Here is a 15,064-nt window from a genome sequence, read left to right as displayed (position 1 = left end):
GGATACCATCTCTGACGCCATGCAGACGAACGCCTCTCCCACGTACACCAGCCTGGTCGCGGTCGGCGACTCCTTCACCGAGGGCATGTCGGACCTGCTGCCCGACGGCACCTACCGGGGCTGGGCCGACCTCCTCGCGGCGCGGATGGCCGCCCGCACGCCCGGCTTCCGGTACGCCAACCTCGCGGTGCGCGGCAAGCTGATCGGGCAGATCGTCGACGAGCAGGTGGACGTGGCGGCCGCCATGGGCGCCGATGTGATCACCCTCGTCGGCGGGCTCAACGACACCCTGCGGCCCAAGTGCGACATGGGCCGGGTGCGCGGGCTGCTGGAGGAGGCCGTGGAGCGGCTGGCCCCGGCCTGCAAGCAGCTGGTGCTGATGCGCAGCCCGGGACGGCAGGGGCCGGTGCTGGAGCGGTTCCGGCCACGCATGGAGGAGCTGTTCACCTGCGTCGACGAGCTGGCCGCACGGCACGGCGCGGTGGTGGTCGACCTGTACGGGGCGGCGTCTTTGAGTGACCCGCGCCTGTGGGACGTGGACCGGCTGCACTTGACGGCCGACGGGCACCGGCGCGTCGCGGAGGCGGTGTGGCAGGCGCTCGGGTACGAGCCCGAGGACCCCGACTGGAGGGTGCCGATGCCGGCCACGCTGCCGCCGGGGTGGGTGACGCGCCGGGTCGCGGACGTCCGGTTCGCCCGGCAGCATCTGCTCCCATGGATAGGACGCCGGCTCACGGGCCGCTCCTCCGGGGACGGCCGCCCGCCGAAGCGGCCCGAGCTGCTGCCGTACCCCGAGCTGCTGCCGTACGAGGATCCGGCGTAGGTCCGTCGTGACCACGCGGGTGATCAACCTCAGGGGCCGGATCCACGACTTCGGTCCCCGGCTGGAACACGCCCCTGCGGACGTGGTGTACGTCGGCCGTCGCTGGACGCTGGGCGGCTGGGACCTGCCCCGGCACCCGCTGTACAACCCGTTCGCCCAAGACACGGCCACGAAGAAGCGGGACGGCACCCGGGCCGAGGTGATGGCGATGTACCGGGCGTATCTGCTGGAGCGCCCCGAGCTGCTCGACCTGGTGCCGGAGCTGCGCGGGCGCACGCTGGCCTGCTGGTGTGCGCCGGAGCTGTGCCATGCGGATGTGCTGGCGGAGCTGGCCGAATCGGCCGGGGTCGGCTGTGCAGCGACCGCCTCGTCGGTTCCCGGGGACCGCCTTGTAGCTTCCGACGAACCCACCCGTGGCGCTGGCCTGCACAAACCGCCAGTAGAATCCGGTTACTGTTCTACGGCACCACCCATCTGTGCAGATCAGAGTAGGTTTCCTCGGGAACGTGAGAGATCATCTCTCACAATTTCTCACGTAGCGGCCTTCGGAGTGCCTCCATGGAAGGCGTCCCACGCAGCCGCGGCGGCCCGCATGTCCTCAGCTCCGACGTGGACGTACTTACGCTTCGTGAAGCTGGCGTTCGTGTGGCCGGCCCACGCGGCGAGGACGACGTCCGGGACGTCGTTGACGGCGAGATAGGACAGGCAACTGTGCCGCGCGTCGTAGAGGCGCACACGGCGCAGCCCGAGCTGGTCCATCAGCCGGTAGGCGTGCTCCCGCAGCTTCCGCGTGTTGAGCGGCCGTCCCAGCTCGTCGACGAGGACGTAGCCCGTGTCGGTGTAGCCCTCGCCCGCGGCCAGCTTCTCCCGAGCCTGTTGCGCCCTGAACCGCTTCAGCGCCTCCCACGGCCACTGAGGCAGCGGGAGAGCGCGCTCACCCGACGCGGTCTTGGTGTCCTTCTCCAGGACCCGCACGTTGCCGACCATGGTGCGGGTGTTGGTGATGTCCAACGTGCCGAGTTGCAAGTCGATGTCCCGCCAGCGCTGACCGCACACCTCGGCTGGCCGCAGCCCCATGAGGGACAGCAGCAGCGGAGCGTACAGGCGGTCAGCCTCGATGCCCTTGATGAACGTCTGCACCTCGGCGACGGTCCAGGGCTTCGGCCGCTCCCGCTCACGCTTGTCGGTCTTCTTGTCCGCGAGCGACACGCGGACGTGCTTGGCCGGGTTCACCGGAATCAGCTTGCGGACCACCGCGCGGCTGAGGGCCTCCCGGAGCCGGATCAGGATGCCGTCGACCGTCGACACGGCCAGTCGGCTACCGGGCTCCCCGCCCTTCCGGCGGCCCTTAGCTACCAGCTCGTCGACGAAGTCGCGGATCTGGTCCTCGTTCAGCTCCTGCAGACGAATGTGGCCGAGGCGGTCACGAACGTGCACAAGGGCGAGCCGGTACGTGCGGATGGTCGTCTCCTCGACGTCCCGCCGCTTGTACTCCAGCCACTGGTCAAGCCACTCCCCCAACGTGATCTTGTTGGGGGCGATGTAAGTCCCAGCTGCCATCTGCCCGCGGATGCGGTCGACCTCGGCCTCTACCTCCTTCTTCTTGTCCTTGGTGATGGTGAGCTGGTTGCGCTTCATCACCGGTTTCCCGGTCTCCGGGTCGGTGATCACCTCACCGGCCTGGTCCGTCTTCGGCTCATAGCCGACGTCGATGACCGTGCGGTAGCGGACCTTGCCGCTACCCAGCACGATCTTCTTGATCTCGGCCACGGTCTCCTTCTCTCGGTGTTGGGCTGGTGTCATCCGCCTCCCGAGAGGCAGACCGCCAGGTCCAGGACTGTCAGGGCCAGTCCGAGGCACAGAGCAGGTCTACCGGGGGGCGGGGACGGGGTGAGTTGTGGCGGTGATGGATCAGGGGGAGGCGTGGGCAGCGCTGTTGGCGATGCCGTCCCGCCGCCGGGCGGCCCCGGATCGGCGCTGCCTCCTGATGATGCGGTAGATGGTGGGGCAGGAGTCCTGTTGCCGATGGGCGCCCCCGAGGCGCTCCCGGCAGGGCCGGGCGTGAGGCCGCTGGGGCCGCTTGCCGACGGGCCGGGACTGACCGTCGGCCCGGGCGTTGTTGAGGGGTTCGTGGACGGTGGTGTCGGGCTTGGGGTTCGGGTCACTGTGGCGGTCGCCGTCGGTGCGGATGGCGGCGGCGCGGCCCCGTTGCGGGTCGGCCACTGGGTGACGATCAGCATCACGGCGGTAGCTACGGCGATGGCCGTGGCCCCGGCGACTGCGACGAGCTGCCCGCGGTTCGAGTCCCAGGCCTGGCGGGTGGCCTCGGCGAGGGCCGCCGCCGCGGCGACAAGGCCGCCTCCGAGGTATAGGCCTAGGTGCCGCTTGCGTCGGACTGGCTGCGGGTCGCTGGGTGGTGGTCCGTATGGGTAGCCGTTTGCGGCCTGGGCCGCCTGTTCTCCTTGCTCCTGTACGCCCTTGAGGGCGTGCAGTATCCATTCGCTGTTGCGCTCGGCACGCATGTCGCTGAGCTGCCGGTTGAGGTCCCCCCTCAGCCGCCGGAAAAGCAGCGCAATCGCGATGAAGTTAGCGAGGCCGAGCCCAGCCGCGAGAACGACGTAGATCATTCTCGTCCCCTGAGCACGGTGGATCTCGGTTACCGCACAGGTCGGCGCATCTGTGCGGGGTACACACGATGCGACAGAAGTTGACCAATGAGACCTGCATAAATACGTTTCGTAGCCGAAACGTTACGATCCGGTTTTGGGTTGCCTCACCTCACCTGACTGCACGGCTGGCTGTGCCGCAGGGGAGTCGCCGGCGTCCTCCAGTTCACCCGCCTCGACGCGTTCCGCGAGTCTGCGCAGCGCCGGGCCGCGATCCCTGGGCGGGAGTTGGCCGATCATGTCGAGGATGATGCGCTGCCTCTGTGCGTCGAGGTTGTCCAGTGGGTCGGGGAGACTCGCCGCCTGCTCGGCGCGCTGAATCTGAATCTCCCGCAGGATCTTGGCTGCATCGTCGCGCCCCGCTTCGGTCAGCCTGCTTGGCGTGACGCTGACGGTGTACGCCATGTGCGCCAGTGTCTTGGCCGGCGCGCGCACAGGATCGGAGGCGCCGGCCTTGCCTTTCCAGCCGTTCTCGATCTGACGCCATCGGAAGCCCTTGATGCGGACCGGGGTGCGGTCGGCGGCTTCCTCAGGGCTGAGGCCGCGTGCCTGTCGAGCGAGGCGGATGAGGTCTGCCTCGGGCGGCGGCTTGGGGGGGCCGTGCTCGGGCGAGCTCATGGCTCTACGTCCTCCTACTCCTGTGGACTTTCGTCAACTTCAGTCAACTGTCCCAGGTTCGCGGGGTGCACCCCAAGCCCGATAGGGCACCGCACAACTCCTTTACAAACGGAGTTCTACTTCTCGCTACTAGTGGCTTGACTGTCTTCTACTTTCATCTACTCTTGAGGCATGTCACCACCCACTCAAGACCCGAAGCGCCTCAGGCGTCGGCGGATCGAGGCGGGCCTGAACAAGCGGGAACTGGCCAGAGCGGCCGGGATTCACCCGTCGTACGTCACATGGCTCGAACGCGGAGAACGCGGAGCCTCACCCAGAGTCCTCAAGCGGCTCTCCGAGGCCCTGCGCTGCGAGATCGCTGACCTGATGCCCCCGGAGTCGAACGACGACGACAAGGCAGGTGCGGCCTGATGCCGGCGGTAGTCCCGACTCTCGACGAAGTCCGCTCCTGGCCCGCGACGGTCAGCGTGCCGAAGGCCGCGACGGCGCTCGGCATCTCCCGGAGCTACCTGCACGACCTGATCAAGCGGAACGAAGCGCCCGTGAAGGTGCTGCCCCTCGACGGCCGGCACCGCGTCATCACGGCGTCGCTGGTCCGGCTGTTGGAGGGCTCCTGATGCGGGCCCGGCTGCGGTCGCTGCTCGGTTGGCAGTGCCCGACCTGCCAGCACCGCAACCCGCCGATCCGCATGCAGTGCCGGAAGTGTCGCCGCGATCGCCCGCTGGGCTCCTGATCCACCCCTGAATGCGCCGAAGGGCCGCCCGACTTCCCGGCCCGGCGACCCCACGACTCGGCGCCCCTCACCCAACGATCGAAAGGAGGAGCCCCGTGGCTCCGATCATCGCAGAACAGAAGCAGAAGGCCATCGACGGCCTGCGCGCCCTGGCGGACTTCCTTGAGTCCGACCCGTCTCTGCCGGTGCCCACCTCCCAGTACCTGAACGTGCCGCTGCACACGAACCAGGCCGTGGAGGAGTTCGCCTCCGCCCGGGGTCTGACCGTCGAGTACGACGACGAGGGCAACGCGCGCACGGACCTGAAGTTCGGGCCGCTGACGTACCACGTGTACGGCTACGTCGACTTTGCCGAGCACTGCGAGCGGAACGCCGAGCGCAATGCCCGGAACTGGGCGGCTCGCAAGGGGCTGGAGATCCGGCCCGCCGAGGCGGTGTCCGCATGAGCGCGCCGCTGGTGGTGAACACCAAGGACGGCACGTGCTGGACGCGTCGCAGCGTGACGCGTGACGGGCTCGCGTTGTATGCGCCGGAGGGCGTGTGCAAGTGCCCCGAGTTCGTGATGGCGACGCTCGCCGAGCTGGCCGAGCACGGGATCGTCGGGTCGGCGGATGTGCTGCCGGTGCCGGGCGGTACGGAGCCGCAGCCCTCGATGGCAGAGACGCTGGAGAAGCGGACCGAGCTGCTGCGCATCGTGCAGGCCACGGCGCGCCGCCAGACGAAGGAGATCGCGGGCCGGAAGGTGTACGGCGACCGGCTGAAGACGGAGAACGCCGAGCTGACCGTCGAGCTGCACCAGGCGAAGCAGTACGTCCGCGCCGTCGAGAAGCTCCTCACCGAGCGGACGCCGTTCGGTCCGCGCGGGCAGCGCGCCGTACTGCTGGCGATCGGCTGGCTGCGGGAAAGCCTGGACGACTACCGGGGCCGAGTCGACGCGGCTGAGGTGTTCGCGCGCCGGACGCAGGCACGGATCAACGCGCTGCTGGTCGAGCCGTTCGATCTGCAGGGGTGCGCACTGTGCGGTACGTCGGAGGACGGGCACGGGGTGCGTGTCACTGATGGGTTCGAGCACGAGTGGAAGCGGCCGACGGATGTGCACGTCCGCGAGCGGCAGGCGATGCAGCGGCAGTTGGAGCGGTCGGCGTCGGGTGAGCCGCATGTGTCGGAGTTGGCGTGGCTGCGGGCTCGGGTCGCTGAGCTGGAGGCTGAGCGGCACTCGACGAACGAGGCCCTGTCGGACGCGGCCGAGACGCTGCGCGCCAACCGGGACCGGATCGCCGAGCTGGAGCAGCAACTCGCCGCGAAGGACCGCCCCGTCGACGAGGACCCCATCGCGTACGCGCTGACCGACAAGGCGGCGTCCGCGGTGGACCCCTGCCACCCGTGCGGCTGCCCGAAGCGCTTCGACCGGCATGCGTGGGGCTGCCCCACGACGGCCGTCGACGCTGCCTCCGTCGCCGCCGACGACGTGACGCCGCGGGTGGCGAAGCTGCGCGGCATCCTCGCCGGGCAGCGTGCCGCCGTCGAGGACCCGCACGACTCGCCGCTCCACCACGACTACCGGATCGGCCGCGACCTCCCGCAGGCGGGTGGTGCGTCGTGACCGCCGTCGAGTGGCTCTTCTGGGGCGCGATCGTCTGGACCGTCTTCCTCGCGTACGCCGCGCTCGACGCGCCGAAGCTGGTCATCCGCTGGAAGCGGGGCCGCCGATGAGCGCCCGCGACGACATTCACCGCCTGTTCGAGAGCGGCAGGACGTCCTACCACCTCGACGGCTACCTCGCCGCCCACCGCGCCGAAGTGCTGCACGAGGCCGCCGACTTCGTCGGCAACGACGACGACTGCGGCTGCGGCGGCTGCGACACGTGCGTGCCGCGGAAGCTCGCCGAGGGCCTGCGTGAGATGGCGGGCGCACCGCGCGGCGGGGTGCTCTCCACGACCGAGCAGTTCCCCGGCGAGCTGGTCATGTTCCGTGGCCTGGTCCGCACCCTTCGGGTCGCGGCCCGCTTCGAGGACATGGCCGAGGTGCAGCGTCTGCTGTACGAGCACGACGCCGACGAGCGCGCCGCGCACACCGAGGCACAGGAGAAGAGCAGCCCCGACGGGGCCGGCGCCACTCCCGACTTCTTCCAGCCCGGTCACACCTACTCCAAGGGCCAGGACGGCTACAAGGCCCCCGAGCAGACCTGGCAGTTCCGCTGCGTCGCCATCGCCGACCACCCCCGCGAGGACGCCGGGCGCCGGGCCTTCGGGTTCATGCGCCAGGGCATCGGCCGGTGGGAGTCCGTCGGCGTCCGCGAGGGCGAGTTCGAACGCGGCTGGACCGACATCACCGACCACACCAGGAAGGACAGCCGCTCATGACCGGCCCCGACCGCATGACCCTGATCGAGCTGGCCGAGACCGCCTACTCCGAATGCCTCGGCGCCACCCAGGACGAGGCCGACGAGCGCCACCAGGAACACGTCGAGGACTTCCTGACGTCCGCACGCGGCGCCGCCCGCCACCGACTCGGCTCGGCCGCCGACGAGCTGGACTGGACCTACACGTCGCCGGACGACCTGCCGGACGACGTCGAGGAGGCCACCGCGCTGCTCGCCAAGGGTCGGATGGACTGGCTGCGCTACCGCTACGACCACGCCACCGAGCGCACCACGTTCGAGCTGGTGAAGCAGTGCAGCACCTGCAGCCACGAGCAGGCCGACGAGGTCGACGGCCTGGTCAAGCTCGGCGAGCTGCTCGCCGCGAAGGGCGGCGACCGATGAACCGCATCCGCCTCACCCTGCACCGCCTCTTCCGCCGCCCCGCCATCACTGGCCCCTACCGGCTCTACATCCGCCGCACCCCCACCGGCGCACTCCTCGACGTCGAGCACTACCTCACCGCCGTCCTGGAAACCCTCGTCGACAACCCGGACCTCCTCGACCTCCTGATGGAGTTCGCCGAGGACCGGGGGCAGGCCCGCCAGCACGACGGGTGGGAGCCGGAGCAGCTGCTCGCCGAGAAGCTGTGCACGGCGCTCGGCTACGAACTGCCGCTGTACGGCCGCGAGGTCGAGGCTCTGGCGGACCGGCTGCGCGCTGTTGCCCCGGCGGCGGCCGCGGTCTCGGCGCCGCGTCGCGAGGGTGGTGCTGCCGCGTGAGCACCCTCCAGGGCACCCGCCGCCAGTACCTCCTCGCCGCCATAAGGGCCCACGGCCGCCCGGTCACCACCCAGCTCGCCGAGCAGCTGATGACCGACTCCCCCTGGCCCACGGCTGGCCGCAACACCACGCGGAAGGACCTGCGCGGCCTCGCCCGCGCCGGACTCCTCACCCCGGGTGTCAGCACCGACGGCCGCACCACCTACCACCTGATCAACGCGACCACCGGAGAGGACGGCCGCTCATGAGCCGCACCACCCGAGCCGCCGGACCAAACGACCGACGCCGCGTCCAACCGACGACCGACACCCACCGCGTCCTCGGCCAGATCGAGCGCGGTGAGATTCGCTGCGGCGCCGACGCCGCCCGCGAGATCGCTGCCCGGCACCAGGCCGCGTACGGCGACGCCGTATGGGGCCCGGACAACGATGCCGCGTGGGCGGACGCCCTCTCCAGCCTTTCCACGACCACGAAGGGCGGTACCGCCTGATGACGACGACCGTGCAGGCCGGGGCGAACACCGCCCCGGCCGCCGGCCGCCGGGTCACACCCACCGGCCGACTCATCCTCCCCGCCGACGCCGACCGCGCCGACTGGCTCACCGCCCGCCGCTCCGGCATCGGCTCCTCCGACGTCCCCGCCATCCTCGGCCTCGTCGAGAAGAAGCCACCCATCAAGGTCTACTACGACAAGATCGGCCGCGACGTTGACGACGCCGGTGAGGCCGCATTCTGGGGCACCGTCCACGAGGAGCCCGTCGCCCGCGTCTGGGCCATGCGCAACCGCAGCGTCATCCGCCGCGTCGGCCTCGTCGCCCACGAGAAGCACCGCCACTGGATGACCACCCTCGACCGGCGCGTCACCGAGTGCCCCCTCTCCGAGGACACCCGCATCCCCTGCGCGCTGGAGGTCAAGACCCGCTCGGCCTTCAAGTCGGCGCAGTGGCACGCCGGAGCCCCCGACGACGTCACCGCGCAGATCCTGTGGCAGATCGCCGTCAACGGCTACGAGCACATGCACTACGCCGTCCTCATCGGCGGCAACGAGTACCACCAGGGCGTCATCCGCGCCGACCAGTACACCGACGTCATCGCCGACATCACCACGGCAATGGACAAGTTCTGGACGGAGCACGTGCAGGCGCAGGTTGAACCGGCCCCGTCCGGCGACGGCGAGACGGTCGTGAGGATGTTCCGCCGCCTGCACCCCACCCGCTCCGGCTCGGTGGACGTCGACATGCACCCGGACGCCCTGGACGCGCTCCTCGACTACAACCGCCACCAGCGCGAGGAGTCCGCCGCAAAGAAGGCGAAGGCCGCGGCGAAGGCCCGCATGGTCGCCGCCCTCGGCGACGCCCAAGAGGCCCTGCTCGGCGGCGAGCGCGCCTACGCGCTGGAGCCCACCAACGCCGCGCCGAAGGTCGACCTGGAACTGCTGGCCGAGCGCTGGCCCGACGCCTACGAGGCGTGCGTCAAGCCGAACCCGACCGAACGCATCGACATCTCCAAGGCCTTCAAGGGGGGCATCTGACATGGGACTGCGCGAGAGTGCCGCCGCTGCGGCTGGCCGGACGCCGACCGATAGCCAGCAGGCCGCCGACTCCGTCGAGGTGCGTGATGCACCGAACCTGACCGAGCCCGACCTCGGCGACCTCACCAAGGACGCCGAGACGACGCCCGCGGTCGTCGCCTGGTCCCGGGTCATGGGCGAAGTCCGGGCGATCGGCAAGGACCAGCGCTTCGACGGCGGCAACGCAGGCCGCTTCAACTTCCGCGGCGTCGACCTGGCCCTGAACGCGTTCGGCCCGGCCTGTCGAAAGCACGGCGTCGTCGTCGCCCCGGTGAAGGTCGAGCCCCAGTACCGGGACATCAGCACGAAGAACGGCGGAGTGAAGCGGGAGTGTACCGTCCTGGTGACCTACCGCATCTTCGGCCCGGCCGGGGACTACTTCGACACCCAGGCCGCGGGCGAGGCCTCCGACTCCGGCGGCCGGTCCACTCCGAAGGCGCAGTCGATCGCGCTGCGGACGCTGTTGCTGTCGGCGGGCCTGGTGCCCACCGAGGACCGCGACGCGGACGCCACGGAGTTCGAGCGGTCGGAGTCCCCGGTGCGGCCGGCGGTCAGCTACCTGGACGAGATCTGCAATCCGAGCACGAGTGCCGGTCGGCTGCGCCAGATCCATTACGAGCTGGGCTCGACCCGGCAGCTCGGCACGTTGGTCACGAACGAGGTGGGCGACGAGGAGCAGATCGGCGCGATGGTCGTGCGGATCGGCAAGGAGCGCGCGGCCGGAGGTGGCCAGTGAGCACCTTCGCCAACGTCCGCCGCCTCGCATGGGACACGGAGACCACCGGCCCGAACCCCCTGGAGGACCGCATCGTCACCGCGGCGATCGTCGTCCGCGGCGGCGGCCGGGATGACCGCGTCTTCTCCTGGCTCATCAACCCCGGCGTCCCCATCCCCGAAGAGGCCTCCGAGGTCCACGGAGTGACCGACGCCAAGGTGCAGGCCGACGGCCAGGACCCGAAGACCGCGCTCGACGAGATCGCCACCAACCTCACCCGCGCCATCGAGTGGGGAATGCCGATCATTGCGTTCAACCAGTCCTTCGACTGGTCGATCCTCCACCACGACCTGGTCCGCAACGGCCTGCCGACCGTCGAGGAGCGCGTGGGCCTGCACCCCCTGCCCCTGGTGGACCCGCACGTCATCGACCGGAAGTGCATCGAGCGGCTGCGCGGCAAAGGCATGCGGAAGCTGAAGCCCACCGCCGAGCGCTACGGCGTCCAGCTCACCGACTGGCACACCGCCGAGGCCGACGCGCTCGCCGCCCTGCTCATCGCCGAGGCCCAGTTCGAGCGGTACCCGCACCTCAACGACATGGGCCCGCAGCAGCTGTTCGCCGCGCAGAAGGCGTGGAGGGCGGAGCAGCAGGCCGGCTTGCAGGAGTGGTTCCGGACGAAGGCGAGTCCGGAGCAGGGCGGTGACCCGAACAAGGTCATCGATGGCTCGTGGCCGCTGATCCCGGCGCAGCGCGACGGGGGGCGAGGCTGATGTTCGGGCTCACCACCACCCGCCGGCTCCGCGCCGAACTGGCCGCCGCCCGCGCCGAAACCGACCGGCAGCGCCGCCGCGCCGAAACCGCCGAGGGCAACCTCGCGACCGCTGTCTACAACCGCAAGCAGGTGCTGAAGCAGAACGCCGAGATGGACGCCACCAACCGGCGCCTGAACGGCCGCCTGCTCGAACTCGGCCGCCGAAACGCCCGGCTGATCGAGTCCGACCCGGAGTACGCGGCGCAGCTGGAGCAGCGAGTGGCCCGGCTGCAGAAGGTCGGCGCGCGCATCCTCGCCGCCTGGCACGCCGAGCGGCGCCGAGCAAACCACCTCCAGGCTCGCCTCGACGACGCGCTCGGCCTGAACACCCCGGGCGTCCTGGACGGCCGGAACTGGCAGGCCAACCGGCAAGACGGCGGCCGGAAGCAGGTGTCGGCATGAACGCGTTCATCGCGGCCGTGACCGGCGCCGGCACTGCCGTGGCGGTCGGTCTGGTCGCCATTGCGCGGGCGACCGCGCCGACCGGCCGTCACCGTGCACCGCGCCGGGCGCCCGCCGACGTCGAGCCGCTCCGGCCGGTGGAGGCCCTCGACCAGTTCGAGGCGTACTGCCCGGCCGAGGACCGGCCCACGTTGCAGCTCCGCATGCGGCTCGGCGGCACCTGCTGCACCGAGTGCCGCAACGACACCACCAGCACGACCACAGGGGGCAATCAGTGAGCGCACCCACCCTGTTCGACACCGAGGCACCGGCCGCCACCCAGGTGGCCGGGCCCCGGCCCACCACCGGCATCCCCCGCGTGATCGGCCTCGACGTCGCCATGGGCATCACCGGCATCGCAGGCGAAGGCTGGACCGACTACGTCAAGGCCAAGGGCGCCAGCCAGCACTCCCGCTTCGAGCAGCAACTCGCCGGGATCGCCGACCACGTGCGGCACGCCGACTTCGTGGTCATCGAAGGCGCCGCCTACAACAAGAACAACCAGGGCGCCGACGCCCTGAGCGCCATGCGGTGGATGGTCCGCCACGACCTGTGGAAGCGCCGCATCCCGTACGTCATGATCGCCCCCGCGCAGCGGATGATCTACGCGGTCGGCACCGCGGCGCCCACCGACCCGGACACGGGGCAGCGCCTGAAGGGCACCGCGCTGAAGGGCGCCCTCCGCCAGGCCGTCGCCGACACCTACGGCATCACCACGGAGGGCGAAGCACGGTACGACGAGGCCGACGCCTACGTCCTCATGGCGATGGGCCTGCACTGGCTCGGCTGGCCGCTGGCCGTCGTGCCGGACACCCACCGGCGGGCGCTGGACTCGGTCCGCTGGCCGGAGCGAACGGCGGTGACCGCCCGATGATGAAGCGGTTCCGCCACGACGGCGACGACGACTTCACCGACCTGTTCTGCGGCCTCGGCGGCTCCACCCGCGGCCTCATCGAGGCTGGCATGCGCGCGCGCCTCGTGATGAACCACGACCGCGTCCAGGTCGACGCGCACCAGGCCAACCACCCCGAAGCAGAGCACCTTTGCGAGGACATCCACGCCTACGACAAGCGCAGCCTGCCCAGCACGCGCGTCCTCTGGGCCTCGCCGATCTGCACCGAGATCTCCCCGGCAGGCGGCCGCAAGCGAAAGTACGGCCGTAAGCGGCTCGAAGGGCAGACGTGCATCGTCGGCCCGGACGGACAGCAGGTCCGCGTTGACGAGTACGGCAACCCGATCCAACCGGAGTTCGAGCGGACCAGGGCGACAGCACTCGACATCATCGCCGCAACCGAGGTGCACCGCTACGACGCGGTCCTATGCGAGAACGTCATCGAGTTCTTCACCGACTGGGAGCTGTTCGACTGGTGGGTCGGCGGCTTCAAGATCCTCGGTTACAACCACCAGATCGTGTGCGCATCCAGTGCCCACCTCGGCGACGAGGACAACGAGGTCGCGCCGCAGCACCGCAACCGCGGGTACGTCGTCTTCACCCGCGAGGGCATCCCGCTGCCCGACCTGGAGGTACGGCCCGCCGCGATCTGCCCGGAGTGCGGGCCCGTCAAGGCCCGCCAGGCGTGGCGCAACCCGCGCCGCCGCAAGGTTGGCATGTGGGGCGTGCAGTACGACTACCGCTGCCCCAACGAGAAGTGCGGGCTGATCCTCGAACCGGCGACGCGGCCCATCGGCGACGTCATCGACTGGTCACTACCCGGCACGCGCATCGGTGACGGCCGCCCGGACCGGAAGAAGTTCACCCCGTACGCCGAGTCCACCCGGGCCCGCGTCGCCGCCGGCCTGGAGAAGTTCGGGTACGCCCCGCACGTTGCGATGCTGCGCCAGAACACCACCGCGGTAGCCACCTCGGAACCGATTCCGACTGTCTCGGCGCAGGGGCGCCACCACGCGCTGATCGTGCCCAACGGCCGCAAGGGCGCGGTCCGTACGACGGCTGAGCCACTCACCACGGTGGCGTGCAAGCCGCACCACAGCCTCGTGCGGCCCGCGCCGGAGGTCGACGAGTGCACGCTGCGCATGCTCAGTCCCCGAGAACTGGCCAGCGCGCAGAGGTTCCCCGCTGACTACATCCTTCCGGACGCCAGCCAGGAGAAGCAGATCCTCGGCGTCGGCAACGCCGTGTCGGTGAACGCGGCCCGCTGGCTCGGCGAGCGCGTGAAGGCGGTGCTCGACCGATGACCCACCCCACCCACACGCCATCCCGCGCCTGCTACCAGCGTGGTTGCGACCGCCCCGAGTGCGAGCAGGCCAACCGCCGCTACATGAAACACCTCCGCCTCGACTACGCCCACGGCAAACGCCGCCGCCAAGACGCCACCCCCACCATCACCCGCATCCAGCAACTGCGCGCCACCGGATGGAGCCTCGCGCAGATCTCCCGCACCTCCGGCGTCCACGAGGTCACCATCCGCGTCATCGCCTCCGGCAAAAACCCCACGGTGTCCAACAAGAACGCCCACGCGGTACTCGCCGTCCCCGTCGGACCACCCCCAACCGACGGCCCGATCGTGAACGCCACCGGCAGCGTGCGACGCCTCCAAGCACTCGCCGTCATGGGCTACAGCACTACCCGCCTCGCCGAACTGCTGGGCATCAACCGGTTCGTCGTCGGCCGGATCATGCGCGGCCAACACGCCGCCGTGCACGCCACGACCGCCAGCACCATCGCCGAGGGGTATCGGAGGCTCGCCCGCGTTCCCGGGGGCAGTGTTCGGGCCCGTGGTGACGCGAGGCGGCGGGGCTGGCACGGTCCGGCGGCGTGGGACGGGGAGGCGATCGACGACCCCCGCGCGCGGCCCGACATCGACGAGAGGGCGACGGCGTGATGGCCGGCCCGTGGATCGGCGGTCTCCAGGTCCGCCGCACCGAACGCGGCCAGACCCCCATCGCCGACTTCCTGTGCACCGCCTGCCGCACCTACCGCCGCGTCACCGGCCGCCAGAAGGTCGCCGACTTCGTCCGCTCGAACCCGATCACCGACCACCGGGCCAACTGCCGCCCGACCAAGCAGAAAGCAGCAGCCTGATGGGCTACTCCACCACCTTCGAGGGCCACGCCACCGTCACCCCACCCCTCAACCCCCACGAGATCAGCTACCTCCGCGCCTTCGCCGAGAGCCGACGCCACCAGCGCCCCGACGGCCCCTACTCCACCCGCGACTACGGCTACGGCGAGATCGGCCACCCCGGCTATAACACCCCTCCCGAGGGGCAGCCCGGCCTGTGGTGCAACTGGGAGCCCACCGACGACGGCACCGGCATCCGCTGGAACGGCGCCGAGAAGTTCTACGACGCCACCAAGTGGATGCAGTACCTCATCGACCACTTCCTCAAGCCCGACGCGGCCGCGAAGGGCCAGCCCGGCTTCGAGGCGTTCACCTTCGACCACACCGTCACCGGCGTGATCCAGGCACAGGGCGACGACCCGGCCGACCAGTGGGAGCTGCTCGTCGTCGACAACAAGGCCGTCGGCGGCGGCATCCACGGCTACTGACCGCACGACTGGCGGTCGCCCGCGCCCAACGCCGCGG

General features: G+C 70.4%; 23 protein-coding genes and 1 pseudogene. 21 read left to right on the top strand and 3 right to left on the bottom strand.

Annotated features, from left to right (window positions below; genetic code table 11):
* Positions 1-19: 19 nt before the first annotated feature.
* Together HJD23_RS37690 and HJD23_RS37685 are read left to right on the top strand one after the other, a co-directional pair.
* The gene (locus HJD23_RS37690) at positions 20-823 is read left to right on the top strand and encodes an SGNH/GDSL hydrolase family protein (RefSeq protein WP_171108682.1); all 804 of its coding nucleotides are present in this window, start codon (positions 20-22) and stop codon (positions 821-823) included.
* A 7-nt stretch (positions 824-830) separates the two neighbouring features.
* Positions 831-1,163, top strand: a pseudogene (locus tag HJD23_RS37685) (DUF4326 domain-containing protein); the annotation flags it as partial.
* Positions 1,164-1,354: 191 nt separating this feature from the next.
* Here the strand turns inward: HJD23_RS37685 and HJD23_RS37680 are convergent.
* The 3 genes from HJD23_RS37680 to HJD23_RS37670 all read right to left on the bottom strand — a co-directional run bounded on the left by HJD23_RS37680 (position 1,355) and on the right by HJD23_RS37670 (position 4,107).
* The gene (locus tag HJD23_RS37680) at positions 1,355-2,593 is read right to left on the bottom strand and encodes a site-specific integrase (RefSeq protein ID WP_171108680.1); all 1,239 of its coding nucleotides are present in this window, start codon (positions 2,591-2,593) and stop codon (positions 1,355-1,357) included.
* 141 nt (positions 2,594-2,734) lie between these two features.
* Positions 2,735-3,046 (bottom strand): hypothetical protein, encoded by a 312-nt coding sequence (locus HJD23_RS37675; RefSeq protein WP_171108679.1) that lies wholly within the window; start codon positions 3,044-3,046, stop codon positions 2,735-2,737.
* Between the two features lie 527 nt (positions 3,047-3,573).
* Positions 3,574-4,107 carry a hypothetical protein gene (locus HJD23_RS37670; RefSeq protein ID WP_206326001.1) on the bottom strand — a complete coding sequence of 178 codons (534 nt, stop codon included), beginning with the start codon at positions 4,105-4,107 and terminating at the stop codon, positions 3,574-3,576.
* Positions 4,108-4,278: 171 nt separating this feature from the next.
* Here HJD23_RS37670 and HJD23_RS37665 point away from each other — a divergent pair, with 171 nt between their 5' ends.
* The 19 genes from HJD23_RS37665 to HJD23_RS37575 all read left to right on the top strand — a co-directional run bounded on the left by HJD23_RS37665 (position 4,279) and on the right by HJD23_RS37575 (position 15,027).
* Positions 4,279-4,518 carry a helix-turn-helix transcriptional regulator gene (locus tag HJD23_RS37665; RefSeq protein WP_171108677.1) on the top strand — a complete coding sequence of 80 codons (240 nt, stop codon included), beginning with the start codon at positions 4,279-4,281 and terminating at the stop codon, positions 4,516-4,518.
* Positions 4,518-4,724: a DNA-binding protein gene (locus tag HJD23_RS37660; protein WP_171108675.1), complete on the top strand. Its 207-nt coding sequence runs from the start codon at positions 4,518-4,520 to the stop codon at positions 4,722-4,724. Before HJD23_RS37665 ends, HJD23_RS37660 begins: the two co-directional genes overlap by 1 nt.
* A gap of 211 nt (positions 4,725-4,935) precedes the next feature.
* Positions 4,936-5,286: a hypothetical protein gene (locus HJD23_RS37655; RefSeq protein ID WP_171108673.1), complete on the top strand. Its 351-nt coding sequence runs from the start codon at positions 4,936-4,938 to the stop codon at positions 5,284-5,286.
* Positions 5,283-6,443 (top strand): hypothetical protein, encoded by a 1,161-nt coding sequence (locus HJD23_RS37650; protein WP_171108671.1) that lies wholly within the window; start codon positions 5,283-5,285, stop codon positions 6,441-6,443. The genes HJD23_RS37655 and HJD23_RS37650 overlap by 4 nt, the downstream gene beginning before the upstream one ends.
* Before the next feature lie 106 nt (positions 6,444-6,549).
* Positions 6,550-7,203, top strand: coding sequence for a hypothetical protein (locus tag HJD23_RS37645; RefSeq protein ID WP_171108669.1), 654 nt, complete (start codon positions 6,550-6,552; stop codon positions 7,201-7,203).
* Complete coding sequence (locus HJD23_RS37640) at positions 7,200-7,604, top strand: hypothetical protein (protein WP_171108667.1); 405 nt, start codon at positions 7,200-7,202, stop codon at positions 7,602-7,604. The genes HJD23_RS37645 and HJD23_RS37640 overlap by 4 nt, the downstream gene beginning before the upstream one ends.
* The gene (locus tag HJD23_RS37635; protein ID WP_171108664.1) at positions 7,601-7,981 is read left to right on the top strand and encodes a hypothetical protein; all 381 of its coding nucleotides are present in this window, start codon (positions 7,601-7,603) and stop codon (positions 7,979-7,981) included. Before HJD23_RS37640 ends, HJD23_RS37635 begins: the two co-directional genes overlap by 4 nt.
* On the top strand, positions 7,978-8,229 hold the full coding sequence (locus HJD23_RS37630; RefSeq protein WP_171108662.1) for a hypothetical protein: 252 nt from the start codon (positions 7,978-7,980) through the stop codon (positions 8,227-8,229). The genes HJD23_RS37635 and HJD23_RS37630 overlap by 4 nt, the downstream gene beginning before the upstream one ends.
* A complete protein-coding gene (locus HJD23_RS37625) occupies positions 8,226-8,471 on the top strand; it encodes a hypothetical protein (RefSeq protein WP_171108660.1) in 246 nt (81 codons plus the stop codon). Before HJD23_RS37630 ends, HJD23_RS37625 begins: the two co-directional genes overlap by 4 nt.
* On the top strand, positions 8,471-9,511 hold the full coding sequence (locus HJD23_RS37620) for a lambda-exonuclease family protein (RefSeq protein WP_171134121.1): 1,041 nt from the start codon (positions 8,471-8,473) through the stop codon (positions 9,509-9,511). Before HJD23_RS37625 ends, HJD23_RS37620 begins: the two co-directional genes overlap by 1 nt.
* Position 9,512: 1 nt before the next feature.
* Positions 9,513-10,286 (top strand): ERF family protein, encoded by a 774-nt coding sequence (locus HJD23_RS37615; protein WP_171108658.1) that lies wholly within the window; start codon positions 9,513-9,515, stop codon positions 10,284-10,286.
* A complete protein-coding gene (locus tag HJD23_RS37610) occupies positions 10,283-11,035 on the top strand; it encodes an exonuclease domain-containing protein (protein ID WP_171108656.1) in 753 nt (250 codons plus the stop codon). The genes HJD23_RS37615 and HJD23_RS37610 overlap by 4 nt, the downstream gene beginning before the upstream one ends.
* Positions 11,035-11,478, top strand: a complete 444-nt coding sequence (locus HJD23_RS37605; protein ID WP_171108654.1) for a hypothetical protein — start codon at positions 11,035-11,037, stop codon at positions 11,476-11,478. The genes HJD23_RS37610 and HJD23_RS37605 overlap by 1 nt, the downstream gene beginning before the upstream one ends.
* Positions 11,475-11,756, top strand: a complete 282-nt coding sequence (locus HJD23_RS37600) for a hypothetical protein (RefSeq protein WP_171108652.1) — start codon at positions 11,475-11,477, stop codon at positions 11,754-11,756. The genes HJD23_RS37605 and HJD23_RS37600 overlap by 4 nt, the downstream gene beginning before the upstream one ends.
* Positions 11,753-12,391 (top strand): hypothetical protein, encoded by a 639-nt coding sequence (locus HJD23_RS37595; RefSeq protein WP_240980901.1) that lies wholly within the window; start codon positions 11,753-11,755, stop codon positions 12,389-12,391. Before HJD23_RS37600 ends, HJD23_RS37595 begins: the two co-directional genes overlap by 4 nt.
* On the top strand, positions 12,388-13,713 hold the full coding sequence (locus HJD23_RS37590; protein WP_240980900.1) for a DNA cytosine methyltransferase: 1,326 nt from the start codon (positions 12,388-12,390) through the stop codon (positions 13,711-13,713). Before HJD23_RS37595 ends, HJD23_RS37590 begins: the two co-directional genes overlap by 4 nt.
* Positions 13,710-14,360 carry a hypothetical protein gene (locus HJD23_RS37585; RefSeq protein WP_171108650.1) on the top strand — a complete coding sequence of 217 codons (651 nt, stop codon included), beginning with the start codon at positions 13,710-13,712 and terminating at the stop codon, positions 14,358-14,360. The genes HJD23_RS37590 and HJD23_RS37585 overlap by 4 nt, the downstream gene beginning before the upstream one ends.
* Positions 14,360-14,560 (top strand): transcription factor WhiB, encoded by a 201-nt coding sequence (locus tag HJD23_RS37580; protein WP_171108649.1) that lies wholly within the window; start codon positions 14,360-14,362, stop codon positions 14,558-14,560. The genes HJD23_RS37585 and HJD23_RS37580 overlap by 1 nt, the downstream gene beginning before the upstream one ends.
* On the top strand, positions 14,560-15,027 hold the full coding sequence (locus HJD23_RS37575; RefSeq protein ID WP_171108647.1) for a hypothetical protein: 468 nt from the start codon (positions 14,560-14,562) through the stop codon (positions 15,025-15,027). The genes HJD23_RS37580 and HJD23_RS37575 overlap by 1 nt, the downstream gene beginning before the upstream one ends.
* Positions 15,028-15,064: the final 37 nt, after the last annotated feature.

The sequence above is a fragment of the Streptomyces sp. Z423-1 genome, from assembly GCF_013009255.1.
In the GTDB taxonomy this organism is placed as follows: domain Bacteria; phylum Actinomycetota; class Actinomycetes; order Streptomycetales; family Streptomycetaceae; genus Streptomyces; species Streptomyces gossypiisoli.
Note: the sequence above shows the minus strand (reverse complement) of the source record. Positions and strands in the feature narration are given on the sequence as shown.